The organism is Saccharothrix coeruleofusca (assembly GCF_017876325.1).
GTDB classification, from domain to species: domain Bacteria; phylum Actinomycetota; class Actinomycetes; order Mycobacteriales; family Pseudonocardiaceae; genus Actinosynnema; species Actinosynnema coeruleofuscum.
In genome coordinates this window covers 7,621,099-7,636,450 of record NZ_JAGINV010000001.1, presented here as the reverse complement: position 1 = coordinate 7,636,450, position 15,352 = coordinate 7,621,099, and the positions used below count along the sequence as shown (strand labels likewise).

General features: G+C 73.8%; 13 protein-coding genes. 4 read left to right on the top strand and 9 right to left on the bottom strand.

Annotated elements, in window-relative coordinates:
* Positions 1 to 56: 56 nt before the first annotated feature.
* The 6 genes from JOF41_RS35635 to JOF41_RS35610 all read right to left on the bottom strand — a co-directional run bounded on the left by JOF41_RS35635 (position 57) and on the right by JOF41_RS35610 (position 8,396).
* Positions 57 to 1,502, bottom strand: a complete 1,446-nt coding sequence (locus tag JOF41_RS35635) for an FAD-dependent oxidoreductase (RefSeq protein WP_189224518.1) — start codon at positions 1,500 to 1,502, stop codon at positions 57 to 59.
* Positions 1,499 to 3,514: a molybdopterin oxidoreductase family protein gene (locus JOF41_RS35630; protein ID WP_372448514.1), complete on the bottom strand. Its 2,016-nt coding sequence runs from the start codon at positions 3,512 to 3,514 to the stop codon at positions 1,499 to 1,501. The genes JOF41_RS35635 and JOF41_RS35630 overlap by 4 nt, the downstream gene beginning before the upstream one ends.
* 148 nt (positions 3,515 to 3,662) lie before the next feature.
* Entirely contained in the window at positions 3,663 to 4,460 is a 798-nt protein-coding gene (locus tag JOF41_RS35625; RefSeq protein ID WP_189224517.1) for a TIGR02569 family protein, read from the bottom strand.
* A gap of 456 nt (positions 4,461 to 4,916) precedes the next feature.
* The gene (gene moeZ, locus JOF41_RS35620; protein WP_189224516.1) at positions 4,917 to 6,089 is read right to left on the bottom strand and encodes an adenylyltransferase/sulfurtransferase MoeZ; all 1,173 of its coding nucleotides are present in this window, start codon (positions 6,087 to 6,089) and stop codon (positions 4,917 to 4,919) included.
* Between the two features lie 99 nt (positions 6,090 to 6,188).
* Positions 6,189 to 7,229: a DUF3152 domain-containing protein gene (locus JOF41_RS35615; protein ID WP_209623924.1), complete on the bottom strand. Its 1,041-nt coding sequence runs from the start codon at positions 7,227 to 7,229 to the stop codon at positions 6,189 to 6,191.
* Between the two features lie 159 nt (positions 7,230 to 7,388).
* A complete protein-coding gene (locus JOF41_RS35610; RefSeq protein WP_307867682.1) occupies positions 7,389 to 8,396 on the bottom strand; it encodes an alpha/beta fold hydrolase in 1,008 nt (335 codons plus the stop codon).
* A 136-nt stretch (positions 8,397 to 8,532) separates the two neighbouring features.
* On the opposite strand from JOF41_RS35610, the gene JOF41_RS35605 reads away from it, so the two are divergent.
* Positions 8,533 to 9,180 carry a TetR/AcrR family transcriptional regulator gene (locus JOF41_RS35605; RefSeq protein ID WP_189224513.1) on the top strand — a complete coding sequence of 216 codons (648 nt, stop codon included), beginning with the start codon at positions 8,533 to 8,535 and terminating at the stop codon, positions 9,178 to 9,180.
* A gap of 118 nt (positions 9,181 to 9,298) precedes the next feature.
* Here JOF41_RS35605 and JOF41_RS35600 read toward each other — a convergent pair whose 3' ends face one another.
* Positions 9,299 to 10,156, bottom strand: a complete 858-nt coding sequence (locus JOF41_RS35600; protein ID WP_209623922.1) for an alpha/beta fold hydrolase — start codon at positions 10,154 to 10,156, stop codon at positions 9,299 to 9,301.
* Positions 10,157 to 10,216: 60 nt separating this feature from the next.
* Between JOF41_RS35600 and JOF41_RS35595 the strand changes: the two genes are divergently transcribed.
* Positions 10,217 to 10,942 (top strand): TetR/AcrR family transcriptional regulator, encoded by a 726-nt coding sequence (locus tag JOF41_RS35595; protein WP_189224511.1) that lies wholly within the window; start codon positions 10,217 to 10,219, stop codon positions 10,940 to 10,942.
* A gap of 66 nt (positions 10,943 to 11,008) precedes the next feature.
* Here JOF41_RS35595 and JOF41_RS35590 read toward each other — a convergent pair whose 3' ends face one another.
* Both JOF41_RS35590 and JOF41_RS35585 read right to left on the bottom strand, forming a co-directional pair.
* Entirely contained in the window at positions 11,009 to 11,239 is a 231-nt protein-coding gene (locus JOF41_RS35590; protein ID WP_189224510.1) for a DUF3107 domain-containing protein, read from the bottom strand.
* 66 nt (positions 11,240 to 11,305) lie between these two features.
* The gene (locus JOF41_RS35585; protein ID WP_189224509.1) at positions 11,306 to 11,983 is read right to left on the bottom strand and encodes a ferritin-like fold-containing protein; all 678 of its coding nucleotides are present in this window, start codon (positions 11,981 to 11,983) and stop codon (positions 11,306 to 11,308) included.
* Between the two features lie 344 nt (positions 11,984 to 12,327).
* Between JOF41_RS35585 and JOF41_RS35580 the strand changes: the two genes are divergently transcribed.
* Positions 12,328 to 13,998, top strand: a complete 1,671-nt coding sequence (locus JOF41_RS35580) for a DEAD/DEAH box helicase (protein WP_209624657.1) — start codon at positions 12,328 to 12,330, stop codon at positions 13,996 to 13,998.
* 34 nt (positions 13,999 to 14,032) lie between these two features.
* Positions 14,033 to 15,352 carry an Rv3212 family protein gene (locus JOF41_RS35575; RefSeq protein ID WP_209623921.1) on the top strand — a complete coding sequence of 440 codons (1,320 nt, stop codon included), beginning with the start codon at positions 14,033 to 14,035 and terminating at the stop codon, positions 15,350 to 15,352.

Genomic DNA, 15,352 nt, shown 5'->3' with positions numbered 1-15,352 from the left:
AAGCCGCATTACCCCGGTGTTGGACCGCGTGTCGCGGGCGGCAACTCCCCCGCACATCAGACGGGCTGGGGCTGTGAGGCGGCCAGCCAGTCGACGATGCCGCACACCGCGTCCTTGCAGCCGCCGCAGCCGGTGGTCGCGCGGGTGGCCTCGGCCAGCGCCGACACCGTCGTCGCGCCCGCCCGCCACGCGCCCACCAGCTGGCCCTTGCTGACCGTGTTGCACCGGCACACCACGGCGCTGGAGGGCAGGTCGGCGGGGCTGGCGGTGGCGGACTCGCCGGGCAGGGCGCGGCCCAGCAGCAGCGCCAGCCGGTCGGTCGGCGCGGGCAGGCCCCGGTCGTAGAGCTGGGTGATGGCCGCCGCCGCGTCCGGCGCGCCGAGCACGATCGCGCCGGTCACCCGGTCGTCGCGCAGCACCAGCTTGGCGTACCGGCCGCGCGCCGGGTCCTGGAAGCACAGCACCTCCGCGTCCGGGGCGTCCACCTCCACGTGCACGTCGCCCAGCGCGGCCAGGTCCACGTCGCGCGCCTTGAGCCGGGTGACCACGGTGGTGCCCCGGTAGCGGGCGGCGGGCGCGGTCCCGGTGAGCCGGTCGGCCAGCACCGCCGCCTGGTCCCACGCGGGCTGCACCAGGCCGGACACCGTGCCGACGTGCTGGGCGCAGTCGCCGATGGCGTGCACCCTGGGGTCGCTGGTGCGCAGCGCGTCGTCGACCAGCACACCCCGGTCGACCTCGATGCCCGCCTCGGCGGCCAGCGCCGTCTGCGCCCGCACCCCCGCCGAGACCACCACCAGCTCGGCGGGCACGCGCGTGCCGTCGTCCAGCGCCAGCCCCTCGCCGGGCAGGTACTCCGCGGCCAGCGCGCCGAGCCGGAACTCGATGCCCAGCCCGGTCAGCGTGCGCGCCAGCACCCGGCCCGCGCCCGCGTCGAGCTGGCGCTCCATCAGGTGGCCGACCGGGTGCACCACGGTCACCAGGCAGCCGCGCGCGGCCAGCCCGCGCGCCGCCTCCAGCCCCAGCAGGCCGCCGCCCAGCACCGCCACCGGCGCGCCGGGCCCCGCCGCCGCGATGATCCGCTCGCAGTCGTCCAGCGACCGGAACGCCACCACGCCCGGCGCGGGCGTGCCGTCGGCGTCCACCAGCCCCTTCGTCGGCGGCAGCCACGAGCGCGCGCCCGTGGCCAGCACCAGCGCGTCGTAGGCGACCTCGGTGTCGTCCACGTGCACCACCCGGCGGGTCCGGTCGATCTTGCCCACCGACCCGCCCAGCCGCAGGTCCACGCGCTGGCGGGCGGCCCAGTCCGGGTCGTGCAGCCGCACCGCGTCGGCGGGCAGCGACCCCGCCACCACGCTGGAGAGCAGCACCCGGTTGTAGGCCGGGTGCGCCTCGTCGCCCAGCACGGTCAGCGCGACCCGCTCGGCCTCCGGGTCGCGGCGGCGGATCTCGTCGGCCAGCCGGGCCCCGGCCATGCCGTAGCCCACGATGACGACCTTCCTCATACCGGCTCCAATCGGACAGCGCAGACCTTGAACTCGGGCATCCGGCTGGTCGGGTCCAGCACCGGGTTGGTCAGCAGGTTCGCCCGCCCCTCGCCGGGGAAGTGGAAGGGCAGGAACACCACGTCCAGGCGCATGGAGGGCACGCACCGCACGCGCGCCACGGTCCGGCCGCGCCGCGACACCACCGCGCTGAGCTGCCCCTCGGCCAGCCCGGCCCTGGTGGCGGTGTCGGGGTGCACCTCGACGTAGGTCTCCGGCTCGGCCTCGGCCAGCTCCCTGACCAGGCGCGTCTGCGCGCCGGACTGGTAGTGCCGCAGGACCCGGCCGGTGGTCGCCTGCAGCGGGTACTCCGCGTCGGGCAGCTCGGCGGGCCCCCGGTGGTCCACCGGCACGAACCGGGCCCGCCCGTCCGGGTGCGCGAACCGGTCCAGGAACAGTCGGGGGGTGCTGTCCACCACGACCGGCCAGTGCAGCGCCTCCCCGCGCCGCAGCCGCTCGTAGCTGACCCCGGAGTAGTCGGCCAGGCCGCCCCTGGACGCCTCCCGCAGCTCCTCGAACACCACCTCGGGCTCGGTCGGGAACCGCTCGGCGGGCTGGCCAAACCGGACCGCCAGGCCGTGCAGCACGTCCAGGTCGCTGCGCACGCCCTCCGGCGGCGCGACCGCCCGCTGCCGCAGCAGCACGCGGCCCTCCAGGTTGGTCATGGTGCCGCTCTCCTCGGCCCACTGGGTCACCGGCAGCACCACGTCGGCCAGCGCCGCGGTCTCCGACAGCACCAGGTCGGCCACCACCAGCAGGTCCAGCGCGGCCAACCGGTCGGCGACGTGCGCGGCGCGGGGCGCGGAGACCACCACGTTGCTGCCGAACACCAGCAGCGCCTTCGGCCCGCCGGGCTGCCCCAGCGCGTCCAGCAGCTCGTAGGCCGACCGGCCGGGACCGGGCAGCTCGTCCACGCCCCACACCTTCTGGACGTGCTCCCGCGCCAGCGGGTCGTCGATCTTGCGGTAGCCGGGCAGCTGGTCGGCCTTCTGGCCGTGCTCGCGCCCGCCCTGGCCGTTGCCCTGGCCGGTGAGGCAGCCGTAGCCGGAGCCCTCCCGGCCGGGCAGGCCCAGCGCCAGCGCCAGGTTGATCCACGCCGAGACGGTGTCCGAGCCGCTGGCGTGCTGCTCGGTCCCGCGACCGGTGAGCACGTACGCGCCGCGCGCCTCGGCCAGCACCCGCACGGCGGCGCGCTGGTCGGCCACCGGCACGCCGGTCACCCGCTCCACCCGCTCCGGCCACCAGCTCGCCGCGATCCGCCAGGCCGCGTCGAACCCGGTGGTGCGCTCGCGCCGGTAGTCCTCGTCCAGGTAGCCGTCGGCGACCGCGACGTGCAGCAGGCCCAGCGCGAGCGCCAGGTCGGTGCCCGGCGCGGGCTGCAGGTGCAGGGTGGCCAGCTCGGCGGTGGCGGTGCGGCGCGGGTCGACCACGATCAGCTCGGCGCCGCGCAGGTGCTGCACGAACGGCGGCATCGTCTCGGCCGGGTTGCCACCGACCAGCAGCACCGCGCCCGCGCCGTCGAGGTCGGTGACCGGGAACGGCATCCCCCGGTCCAGGCCGAACGCCCTGTTGCCCGCCGCCGCCGCGCTGGACATGCAGAACCGGCCGTTGTAGTCGATCTGCGAGGTGCCCAGCGCGACGCGGGCGAACTTGCCCAGCAGGTAGGACTTCTCGTTGGTCAGCCCGCCGCCGCCGAACACGCCCACCGCGTCCGGCCCGTGCTCGGCGCGCAGCCGCCGCAACCCGTCGGCGACCACGTCGAGGGCTTCGTCCCAGGTGGCGGGCCGCAGCTCGCCGTCCCGGCGGACCAGCGGCGTGGTCAGCCGGGCGGGCGAGGTGAGCAGCTCGGCGGCGGTCCACCCCTTCTGGCACAGGCCGCCGCGGTTGGTCGGGAACTCCCTCGGCGACACCTTGCCGCCGGTGATGGACATCGCGCACTGCAGCGCGCAGTACGGGCAGTGGGTGTCGGTCACCTGGCCGACGGTAAGAACGGGCTGTTAACGCCGCGCCGTGGTGTGTTTCCTCCGTGCGAACTTGCCTGCTCATCCCGCGCCGCACGGCGGTGAGGATCGCTCGGTGAGGTAGCGGCGAGGGGTGGTGCTGAGGGGTAGTGGCGAGGGCTTACAGCAGGCTGATGACCTGCGCCGCCACCTGCTCCAGCCCGGCCAGCGACCGCGTGCTCGACCGCGCGTGCATCGCGTGCACGGCCAGGCGGAACAGGGTCGCGCGCAGCAGCGCCTGCGGCCACTCGGCCAGGTGCGCCCAGCGCCGCAGGATGCCGGGGTCGGCACCGCCCCAGGCCAGCGCGTCGACCACGACCACCGCGGCGGCCCACTCGGCGGGACGCCAGTAGGCGGTGAAGTCGATGATCGCGGGCGCGGCGTCCCCGGCGAACAGCACGTTGCCGAACAGGTCGCCGTGCACGACCTGCGGCTTGAGGGTGACCGGCTTGCGGTAGGCGGCGAGCAGCTCGAACAGCCGACCACCCAGCTCGGGGTTGAGGTCGACGTCCTCCTCGTCCCAGGCGCACCGGTCGGCGCGGGCGAACAGGCCGTTGCGGGCGTCGAGGAAGCGCGGCCGGGGCAGCCCGGCGGTGGCCTGGTGCAGCCGCACGGCCACGGACACGACCTCGTCGTGGCGCGGCTCGGCCCGGCCTGCCAGGTACTTGGTGGCCGCCCACCCGCCGACCACGTAGCGGCCGTCGGTCGAGCGGAGGGGGCGGGCGACGCGCAGGTCGTCCACGGTGAGCGCGTCGAGGGTCTTGGCGACCCAGGTCGCCTCGGCGGGGTTGCCCGCCGGGCGGATCGCGGCGTCGCCGCACCGCCAGGCGGGGCCGCCGTCGATCAACTCCGGCACGGCGTCCCTCGCGCCGAACGCGGCACGCACGTGCGACGGCGGTGGTTCCGGAGTGGTGCTCACGGCACGGCACGCTACCTGCAACAGCGGTCGCGGTGGTGGAAGCGGGGCGGCCCCGTGTTGCACCACCCCGCATTCGGCGTAACCGCATTAATGCGGTCTGGCGCACCTCGGCCCCCGCGAACGGCCACCACCCCGCCCCAACCACCGGCTGACAGTGCCGAAACACTCAGCCCACCGTGTCCCGAACCCTCAACTCATCGTGTCCGAACGCCCAGTTCGCACTGCCTGAACGCTCAACTCGCTGTGCCTGAAGGCGCGACTCGCGGTGCCTGAACGCGCGACTCGCGCGAACGGGTGGGCACGACGGAACCGGCGGAGGCCAGGTGGGCACCACGCGAGGCCGCGTCGGCCTGTCGGAATGCCTTTCCCGCCGATCACGCTTTTCGATCGGCGGGAAACGCGTCCCGATGGGCCGACTTCCAGGCGGCCTCGCCGCCGCGCCGGAGGCGCGGCAATTCAGTACTGCGGCAGGCTGGGGTCGATCTCGCGGGCCCAGGCCAGGACGCCACCGCCGACGTGGACGGCGTCCTTGAAGCCCGCGCGGTGCAGGGCGGCCAGCGCCTCCGCCGAACGGGCGCCGGACTTGCAGTGCAGGACGACCTGCTTGTCCTGCGGCAGTTCCGCCAGCGCCTCGCCGGAGAGGATGCGGTCCTTGGGGATCAGCACCGAGCCGGGAATCTTCACGATCTCGTACTCGTGCGGCTCCCGGACGTCGACCAGCAGGAAGTTCTCACCGCTGTCCTGCTTCTGCTTCAGCTCCAGCGGGGTGATGGTGCTGCCCGCCGCCGCCTGCTGGGCGTCGTCGGAGACCACGCCGCAGAACGCCTCGTAGTCGATCAGCTCGGTGATCTTGGGGCTCTCCGGGTCCTTGCGGATCTTGATGGTCCGGTACGACATCTCCAGGGCGTCGTAGACCATCAGCCGACCCAGCAGCGGCTCGCCGATGCCGGTCAGCAGCTTGATCGCCTCGGTCACCATGACCGAGCCGATCGACGCGCACAGCACGCCCAGCACACCGCCCTCGGCGCAGGAGGGGACCATGCCGGGCGGCGGGGGCTCGGGGTAGAGGTCGCGGTAGTTCAGGCCCAGCCCGTCCGGCGCGTCCTCCCAGAACACGCTGACCTGGCCCTCGAACCGGAAGATCGAGCCCCACACGTACGGCTTGCCCAGCAGCACCGCCGCGTCGTTGACCAGGTACCGGGTGGCGAAGTTGTCCGTGCCGTCCAGGATCAGGTCGTAGTCGCGGAAGATGTCGAGCACGTTCTCCGAGTTCAGGTGCACCTGGTGCAGGTTCACCTTCACGAACGGGTTGATCTCCGCGATCGAGTCGCGGGCCGACTCCGCCTTGGGCTTGCCGATGTCGGACTGGCCGTGGATGACCTGGCGCTGCAGGTTGGACTCGTCGACCACGTCGAAGTCGACGATGCCCAGCGTGCCCACGCCCGCCGCGGCCAGGTAGAGCAGCGCCGGGCTGCCCAGGCCGCCCGCGCCGACCACCAGGACCTTCGCGTTCTTCAGCCGCTTCTGCCCGTCGACCCCGACATCCGGGATGATCAGGTGGCGGCTGTACCGCGCGACTTCTTCCTTGGTCAGCTCCGCTGCGGGCTCCACGAGCGGCGGAAGCGCCATCTGATCCTCCTCGACGAAACATGTCCTACGCAGATGGACAACACCAGACTGCCCCGCCGTCTTCCCGCGTGGGAAGTCGTCCCACCCAGTGGGCAGGGGCTACTTGGGCGCCACCGGGAACGCGTTGGCGGTGCAGACCTTGCCGTCCGCGGCCACCACACCGCGATTGCTCGCGTCGACCTCGTTGAGCCGGGCGACGTAGTCGTTGGCCACACCGAAGGTCTGCTGCATCATCACGGGCGCGGGCTGGCCGTTGCCCCTGCAGCCCTCGTGCCCCTTGCCGATGGCGTGCCCGACCTCGTGGTTGATGGCGTACTGCCGGTAGCTGGACAGGTCGTTGCTGAACGCCTTCGCCCCGCGCACCCACCGCGCCGTGTTGATCACCACCCGCTTGGTGGTCCGGTCCCAGCACGAGGACTCGTACTGGATCTGGAAACCGCACAGCTGGTGCGTGGTGTTCGTGCTGGTCAGACTGATGACGAAGTCGGCCTTCCCGACGTCGTCGACGCGCCGCATGGCGACCTGGCCGGTGCCCACCCAGCTGCGGACGTCGGAGAGGAAGCCGTCGATGGTGCGCGCGAACGCGTCCCGGTCGCCGTTGTAGTCCTGCGGGTCGATGCCGTCCTCGATCGCGATCGCGTACTCCACCAGCACGCCCGAGCCCACCGGGTTCGTGCTGCCCGGCACCACCTGCCAGGTGCCCGTGCCCTGCTCGGAGAACTTCGGCCCGTCGGGCAGCACGGCGGTCGGGATGTCGACCAGGTCGGCGTTGGACGGCGGCGTCTCGTTCACCGTGGGCAACTCGGGCTGCGAGGAGGACGCGGCCGGTCCGTCCTGCGCCAGCGGGGACTGCCCACCGCCGTTGGCGCCCCCCGGCGCGGTGCTGTCCAGCACCACCAGCACGGTCAGCACCAGCAGCACCGGCAGGGCGTAGATGCGCCAGCCGTAGTTGCCGACCAGGCCCTTCACACCCCGACGACGCTTGCGGTGACCAACGCCGCCTGCGACGGGCTCCCAGGAAGCCGCCAGCGGCTCCCCCGCGGTGCGACGCGTGCCGCGGCGGTAGCGGTCCTCGGAGAGCGTCGGCCGGGCTCCCGCGGAAGGCGTCGGGTCACGCCGTTCCTCAGACGTCCGGTTCACGTCAGACAGGGTGCCACACCCGGACGGGCGGAGTTGCCCTCGGACAGCGGCGGCCGGTGGGGAGCGGGGCGGAGCGCGGGGCCATCTTCGTGGTCATACCCCCATTATCGAACAGGTGTTCGACTGTCTTGAGCTCCCCATCGAGTGAACCTTTCCCGGTCACCAAGCGCTCCGCTCGACCGCCTCCCACATCCCGACCACCGCGCGGGCCACCGACACCGGCCGCTCCATCTGCGCCACGTGCCCGGTCCTGGGCAGCACCAGCAGCCGCCCGCGCGGCAGCAGCCGGGCCACCCTCGGCGCCTTGCGCACGCTGACCAGGCGGTCCTCGGTGCCCCACACCACCAGCGACGGCGCGGCGACCTTCGGCAGCAGCAGCCACATCGACTTCGACCGGGGCACCAGCCAGCTGCGGATCAGCTCCACCGTGCTGCGGCCCAGCGCGTCGCCGGCCCACGCCTGCGCGGCCCGCTCGGCGTACTCCCGCTCGCTCTCCGCGATGCGGTGCTCCGGCACCAGGCTCGGATCGGCGAAGCACAGCCGCAGCATCTGGTCGGCGCGCTCGCGCGGGGTGACCGCGGCCAGCCTGCGGCGCACCGGCGTGCCCAGCACCGGCACGTACGCCAGCGGCAGCCGGGGGTCCGACACCCGGCGCAGGCTCGGCCGCAGGTCCGGCACGGCGGGCGAGACCAGCGTCAGGGTCCGCACCAGCTCCGGCCGGGTGGCCGCGACGATCAGCGCGATCGCCCCGCCCATGGAGTTGCCGAACAGGTCGACCGGCCCCCGGCCCAAGCCCGCCACGTACGCCGCCACCACCTCGGCGTGGCTGGTCATGCCGAAGGTGTAGCCGTCGACGGGCTCGGAGCGGCCGAACCCCGGCAGGTCCAGGGCGTGCCCCTCGGCGTGACCGGACAGCTGGGCGGCCAGGTCGGTCCAGTTGGTCGCCGAACCACCCAGGCCGTGCACGTAGACGGCGGTCCTCCCGGCGGACCCCGCAGAGGGGCCCGCAGAGGGGCCGGGAGTGCGCCGGACGTGCACGCGGTGGCCGTCGACCTCGACGTAGTCACCAGGCCACGGCTGGATCGTTGTGTCCAGCGGAGGTAGCGACTGGGTGGACAGGGGCACGTGGGTGATGGCGGTTCTGCTCGCCTCCAGGGCGTCGGTCACCGCCTCAGGATGCCTGCTCCCGCCCCCGGTGAAACGACGAGCTTCCCGGATCGCTCCTACCAGCGAGTAAGGTTGCCGACGAGCCGGCGGGGCATCCCCTAACCGGTTCCGCGATGATCGGTTGGCTGGAGGCACCATGACGGAGACGGCCCAGACCGCGGTCGGGCACCAGGGCACGGCGGCAGGACGGGGTGTTCGGCTGCCACGCACCGCCCGACGTGCCCAGTTGCTGGCCGCGGCGCAGGACGTGTTCGTGAACAACGGTTACCACGCCGCCGCGATGGACGAGATCGCCGAGCGCGCGGGCGTCAGCAAGCCGGTGCTCTACCAGCACTTCCCCGGCAAGCTGGAACTCTACATGGCGCTGCTGGAGTCCCACGTGGACGAACTGGTCGGCCGGGTGCGCGACGCGCTGGCGTCCACCACCGACAACAAGCAGCGGGTCAAAGCCGCCGTCGCCGCCTTCTACGACTTCGTCGACGGCGAAGGCCAGGCGTTCCGCATGGTGTTCGAATCCGACCTGCGCGGCGAGCCCGCCGTGGCGCAGGCCGTGGAGCGGGCGACCACCGACAGCGTGGACGCCATCACCGAGACGATCACCGTCGACGCGGGCCTCGACGAGCACCGCGCCCGCCTGCTCGCGGTCGGCCTGGTCGGGTTGAGCCAGGTCACCGCCCGCGCCTGGCTGGCCGACGACCGCAAGCTGAGCAAGGAGGACGCCGTCTCCCTGATCTCCAACCTCGCCTGGCGCGGCATCGGCGGCGGCTTTCCGTTGCAGCATTGACCCGGCTTCGCCGGGTCGGGCTCGGCCGCCTGGAAGTCGGCCCATCGGCACGCGTTTCGCGTGGGGGTCACCGAGGCCGTCGTGTGGAGTGAGGGCCTCGGGGCCGTCGCGTGGAGGGTCAGCTCGGCAGCAGGCGGGTGATGTGGGTGGTGACGGCTGCGGGGCGTTCCAGGGGGAGCATGTGGCCCGCGCCGGGGTAGATCGCCAGTTCGGCGTGGGGGAGTTCGTCGGCTAGGACCCGGGCGTGGGCCAGCGGGGTGAGGCGGTCCTCGGTGCCCGCCAGGACGACGCAGGGGATGCCCGCCAGTTCGGCCAGCGCCTTGCGGCGGTCGTGCTCGTCGAGGGAGTCGCGGAAGGCCACCATGCTCGCGGGGTGGCAGCGGCCCACCATGGCGGCGGTGCGCGCCACGTGCCGCCGGTCCGCGTCGCGGCCGAACAGGAGCCAGCGCAGTCCGGGGCGGGCCAGGCCGGGGCGGCGCATCAGGTGCGGTCGTCGGAGCTCGGCGATGCGGCGGTTCGCCGCCTTCTCGCCTGCCAGGACGGCGCGGGCGACGGCGCCGGGCAGGCCCAGGGTGCCGCCCGCCAGCTCGCCGCAGGAGGTGGCCACCAGCACCACCCCGGCGACGCGGTCCAGCAGCTCGGGGTGCCGCTCGGCCAGCGCCATGACCGTCATGCCGCCCATGGAGTGCCCGGCCAGCAGCACCCGCCCCGAGGGCACCCGGTCGGCGAGCAGCTCGGCCAGGTCGTCGGCGCACTGGGCGATGGTCGCCGAGCCGGGGGGCGCGGGCGCGGAAGCGCCGTGGCCGCGGTGGTCGTAGCGCAGCACCCGGCCCGGCAGCCCGGCCGCGACCAGGTCCCACGACGTGTGGTCGAGCGTCCAGCCGTGCAGCAGTACGGTGGTCGTCCCCGCGTCGCGCGGGCCGGTGTCGACGACGCGCAGCGCGGTGCCGTCGGCGGTGGTGAACCGGAACTCCATGCCCCCTCGAACGAGTTACTACTACTCAAGGTAACGGTTACTTCTGGTAGCGTTCGTCACATGGGGCGAGCTGTCAAGGGTGCGGGCGGGACCGACGCGCGCCGGGAGCGCTGGAAGGGCCACCGCGAGGCGCGGCGGGCGGAGTTCGTGGAGGCCACCATCCGCGCGGTGGCCGCGCACGGCCCCGACGTCGGCATGGACGAGATCGCCCACGAGGCCGGGGTCAGCAAGCCGGTGCTGTACCGCCACTTCGCGGACAAGTCCGACCTGTACCTGGCGGTCGGGCAGCGGGGCACCGAGATGCTGATGGACCGGCTCGGCCCCGCGCTGGCCCAGGACGGCCCGATCCGGCTGCGGATCAGCCGGATCGTGGACGCCTACCTGTCGGTCATCGAGGAGCACCCGAACCTGTACCGGTTCGTGGTGCGCGGCTCGTTCACCGACCGCCCGGTCGAGCAGGACGTGGTCGGCGAGGACAAGGCGATGATCGCCGCCGCGCTGGCCCGGCTGCTCGGCGACTACCTGCGCGCGTTCGGCCTGGACTCCGGCGGCGCCGAGCCGTGGGCGCACGCGCTGGTCGGCATGGTGCAGAACGCGGGCGACTGGTGGCTGGACCGCCAGTCCATGACGCGGGCGAGCCTGAGCGACTACCTGACCACGATCATCTGGCACGCCCTCGACGGGCTGCTGCGCTCCGCGGGCGTGGAACTCGACCCCGACGCGCCGCTGACCGGGGGATTCTCCGAGGAGCCGCGGTTGCGGCTGGTGAACGGGGAGCGGACGTGACGCCGTCCGCCATCGGCTGAGCTTGTCCGGACGGGGGATGCCACTCCCCCGTCCGGGCGGTCGCTCTCAGGCGCCCGCGACGAAGCCGACCCGACGCGAGTCGCTCGGGCCGATCTCCACGTAGGCGATGCGCGCCGTGGGCACCACGAACCGGGCGCCCTTCTGGTCGACCAGCGTGAGCTGCCCGCTGCCGTCCTTCAACGCGGCCGCGACCAGCGACTCCACCTCGTCGGGGGTGAGACCGCTGGACACCACGAGCTCCCGCGGGCTGTCCGCGACGCCGACCCTGACCTCCACGCTGACCTCCGTGCGCGTTGATGACGCCGCCGAACGGCGGCCGTCAGACAACTGTCGGAACCAACCCTAGCCGAGCCCGAGGGCCGTCATGCGCCGCGTGTGGCTCTGCTGCAGCCGCCGGAACAGCGCCGCGATGCCCGCCAGGTCGCCCGAGCCGCGCACGATCAGCTCGGCCAGCCCGTCCCGCTCCGCCACCACGTACTGGGCCTGCGTCAACGCCTCACCCAGCAGCCTGCGGCCCCACAGGACGAGCCGGTCGCGCAGCTTCGGGTCGGCGTCGCAGGCCGCCCGGACTTCGCGCTCGGCGAACGCGGAGTGGCCGGTGTCGGCCAGCACGGCCAGCACCAGCTCCCTGGTCGGCTCGTCGAGCCACTCGGCGACCTCGCGGTAGAAGTCCGCCGCCAGCCCGTCGCCGACGTAGGCCTTGACCAGCGACTCCGCCCACGTCTTGGGCGCGGTGGAGGCGTGGAAGTTGTCGAAGCCCGCGACGAACGGCGCCATCGCCCGCTCCACCGAGCGGCCGTGGTCGGCCAGGTGGCGCTCCAACAGCGCGTAGTGCCCGATCTCCGCCGCCGCCATGGCCGACAGCGCGGCGCGCCCGGCCAGCGTCGGCGCGGTCCGCGCGTCCTCGGCCATCCGGTCGAAGGCCGACAGCTCGCCGTACGCCAGCGCGCCGAGCAGGTCGACGACCCCCTCCGGGATCTCGCCGGTGCCCACCGCCTGTGCCGCCTCCACCTCGCTCATGCGACCGAGCCTAGTCGGTGGGCATGTCCGCACCGCCGCGCCCGAGCCCGGCTCGTTCCGGTCCGAACGGCCTAGTCACCGGGTAGACTGGCACTTCGACAAGCCCGGCGCTCGACGCCGCGCGGCCCCGACGGGGATTCGCGGCGGTGCCGACGGGCGATCACGGCGGCACCGTGCCGCCTGGTGAGGGTGCGCGCACAAACCTCGCAAGCCCTCCCGCGCCACGCCCGGTCCCCTTCGCGGACCGCGAGGCGGACGCGGTCGAGCGGCCCGTACAGGCCGTGCGCGCTGGTACGAGAGAGGCGATCATCCTGACCGCGACGAACGAACAAGACCTGGACCCGGTGGCCCTGGAGCACAGCGAGGCCGGAGTCCCCGACGAGGACACCTCCCGACCGCTGGTGGCGGACGCCCCGGTCAGCCCGCTGGCCCCGACCTTCGCCGAGCTGGGCGTGCGCGAGGAGATCGTGCACGCGCTGGCCGAGGCGGGCATCGAGCGCACCTTCGCCATCCAGGAGCTGACGCTGCCGCTGGCGCTGGCGGGCGACGACGTGATCGGCCAGGCGCGCACCGGCACCGGCAAGACCCTGGGCTTCGGCATCCCGCTGCTGCAGCGGCTGACCACCCCCGGCGACGGCACGCCGCAGGCGCTGGTCGTGGTGCCCACCCGCGAGCTGTGCCTGCAGGTCACCCACGACCTGACCGACGCCGCCAAGCACATGGGCGTGCGCGTGCTGGCCATCTACGGCGGACGTCCCTACGAGCCGCAGATCGCCGCCCTGCGCAAGGGCGTGGACGTGGTCGTGGGCACCCCCGGCAGGCTGCTCGACCTGGCCGAGCAGCGCCACCTGGTGCTGGGCAAGGTCCGCAACCTGGTGCTGGACGAGGCCGACGAGATGCTCGACCTGGGCTTCCTGCCCGACATCGAGCGCATCCTGCGGATGGTCCCCGAGCAGCGGCAGACCATGCTGTTCTCGGCCACCATGCCCGGCCCGATCATCACGCTGGCCCGCACCTTCCTCAACCAGCCCACGCACGTGCGCGCCGAGGAGAACGACGCGGGCGCGGTGCACGAGCGCACCGAGCAGTTCGTCTACCGGGCGCACGCGCTGGACAAGACCGAGCTGCTGGCGCGCGCCCTCCAGGCCCGCGACCGGGGCCTGTCGATGATCTTCACCCGCACCAAGCGCACCGCCCAGAAGGTCGCCGACGACCTGGTCGAGCGCGGGTTCGCGGCCGCCGCGGTGCACGGCGACCTGGGCCAGGGCGCCCGCGAGCAGGCGCTGCGCGCGTTCCGCTCCGGCAAGATCGACGTGCTGGTGGCCACCGACGTGGCCGCGCGCGGCATCGACGTCGAGGGCGTCACGCACGTGATCAACTACCAGTGCCCCGAGGACGAGAAGACCTACGTCCACCGCATCGGCCGCACCGGTCGCGCGGGCCGCACCGGCGTGGCGATCACCCTGGTCGACTGGGACGAGGCGGCGCGCTGGAAGTCCATCAGCGACGCGCTGGGGCTGGACAAGCCCGAGCCGGTGGAGACCTACTCGACCTCCGACCACCTGTTCGCCGACCTGGGCATCCCGGCGGGCTCGACGGGCAGGCTGCCGCTGGGCATGCGCACCCGCGCGGGCCTGGGCGCCGAGCCGGAGGAGAAGCTCGACGACGACCGCAAGTCCCGCAAGCGGCGGCGCGGCGGGCGCGGCTCGTCCTCCGGCGAGGGCGAGGCGGCCTCCAGCGCGCCCGGCCAGTCCGGCCAGTCCGGCCAGTCCGGCGAGTCCGGCGAGGAGCGCGCCACCCGGCCCCGGCGCAGGCGGCGCAGCCGAGGCGGCGTGGTCTCGGGCGCGGCCGGCGAGGCGGCCGAGCAGCAGGAGCAGCGGGCCGAGCCCGCGCAGGTGCCCTCGGGGTCCTCCGACGCCCCGGCGGGCGAGGCCGAGCGGCCCCGGCGGCGCAGGCGTCGCCGGGTCTCCGGGGAACCTGGTGGTTCCGCCGAGGCGACCCCCTCGGCAGACTGACCGACGACATCGGGCGAGCAGCGGGAGCCGGGCAGTGAGCCAGCCGGAGCAGGCGGAGTCGAACGGGCGGGCAGTGCTGGAGGGGGACGTGCTGGGGGAGGACGTGCTGGAGCCTGCCGCTCCGCAGGACGACCCCCCTCCGCCCGCCCGCTCGTGGCGGACCCGGCGCGACTTCGCCGCGGTCGCCCTGCTGGTGGTCGCCGTGCTGGTGGCGGGCTTCCTGGTCTGGCGGACCAGCGACGCCCGCGGCACGATCTCCCAGGTCGGGCCGAGCACGATCACCCCGCTGCCGCCCGCCACCGTGCTGCCGCCCACCCTGGGCGAGGTGTGGCGGGCACCCAGCGGCGCCACCCGGACCCCGGTCGCGCTGGACTCCGTGGTGGTCACCGCCGACGGCGGCGAGGTGCTGGGGCGGGACGCGGCCAGCGGCGAGGTGCGCTGGCGCTACCAGCGCGACCTGCCGCTGTGCACGGTCAGCAGCGCGTGGGGCCGGGTCTTCACCGTCTACCACAAGGGCACCAACTGCTCGGAGATCACCACGCTGGACGCGGCCTCGGGCAGGCGCGGCCCCCAGCGCAACGGCGACGCCGAGATGGGCACCCGGCTGCTCGACGAGGGCTCGCACGTGGTGACCACCGGCGGCGAGTACTTCGAGGTCTACCGCCGCGACGACCTGGTGCGGTCGCTGGAGTACGGCGAGCTGCGCGCGATCGTCAACCCCAACAAGCAGCCCCGCACCGGCTGCGACTACGGCTCCTTCGCGGTCACCGGCGGCAAGGTCGCGGTGATCGAGCGCTGCTACGCGATGGACACCGCCGACCGGCTGACCGTGCTCAAGCCCAACCCGGAGAAGTCCGACGAGCCCCAGGTGCTGGCCAGCGTGGTGGTCGGCGCCAAGGGCGCGCGGGTGATCGCGGTGACCGCCAACCGGGTCGCCGTGGCGCTGCCGGGCAAGCTGGTCGTGTTCGACGCCGACACCGGCGGCCTGATCAGCGAGTACCCGGTGCCGATCTCGGCCGAGGAGCTGGCGGGCGACCCGCCCGGCCGGGTGGTGACCACCACGACCAGCACCGCGAACGTGTACTGGTTCACCGGGTCGCGCACGGTCGCGCTCAACCCGGTGGAGCTGAACCCGGTGTGGACCGCCGAGGGCACCCTCGGCTCGGGCACCACGCTGGCGGGCAGGCTGCTGGTGCCGGTGCCCGCCGGGCTGAAGGTGCTCGACCAGGTCAACGGCGCGGAGATCGGCACCATCGCGGTGGACCGGGGCGGGTACGACGGCGTGGTGGAGATGGCCACCGAAGGGCCGCTGGTGCTGGAGCAGCGGGGGTCCGAGCTGGTCGCGCTGCGGTGA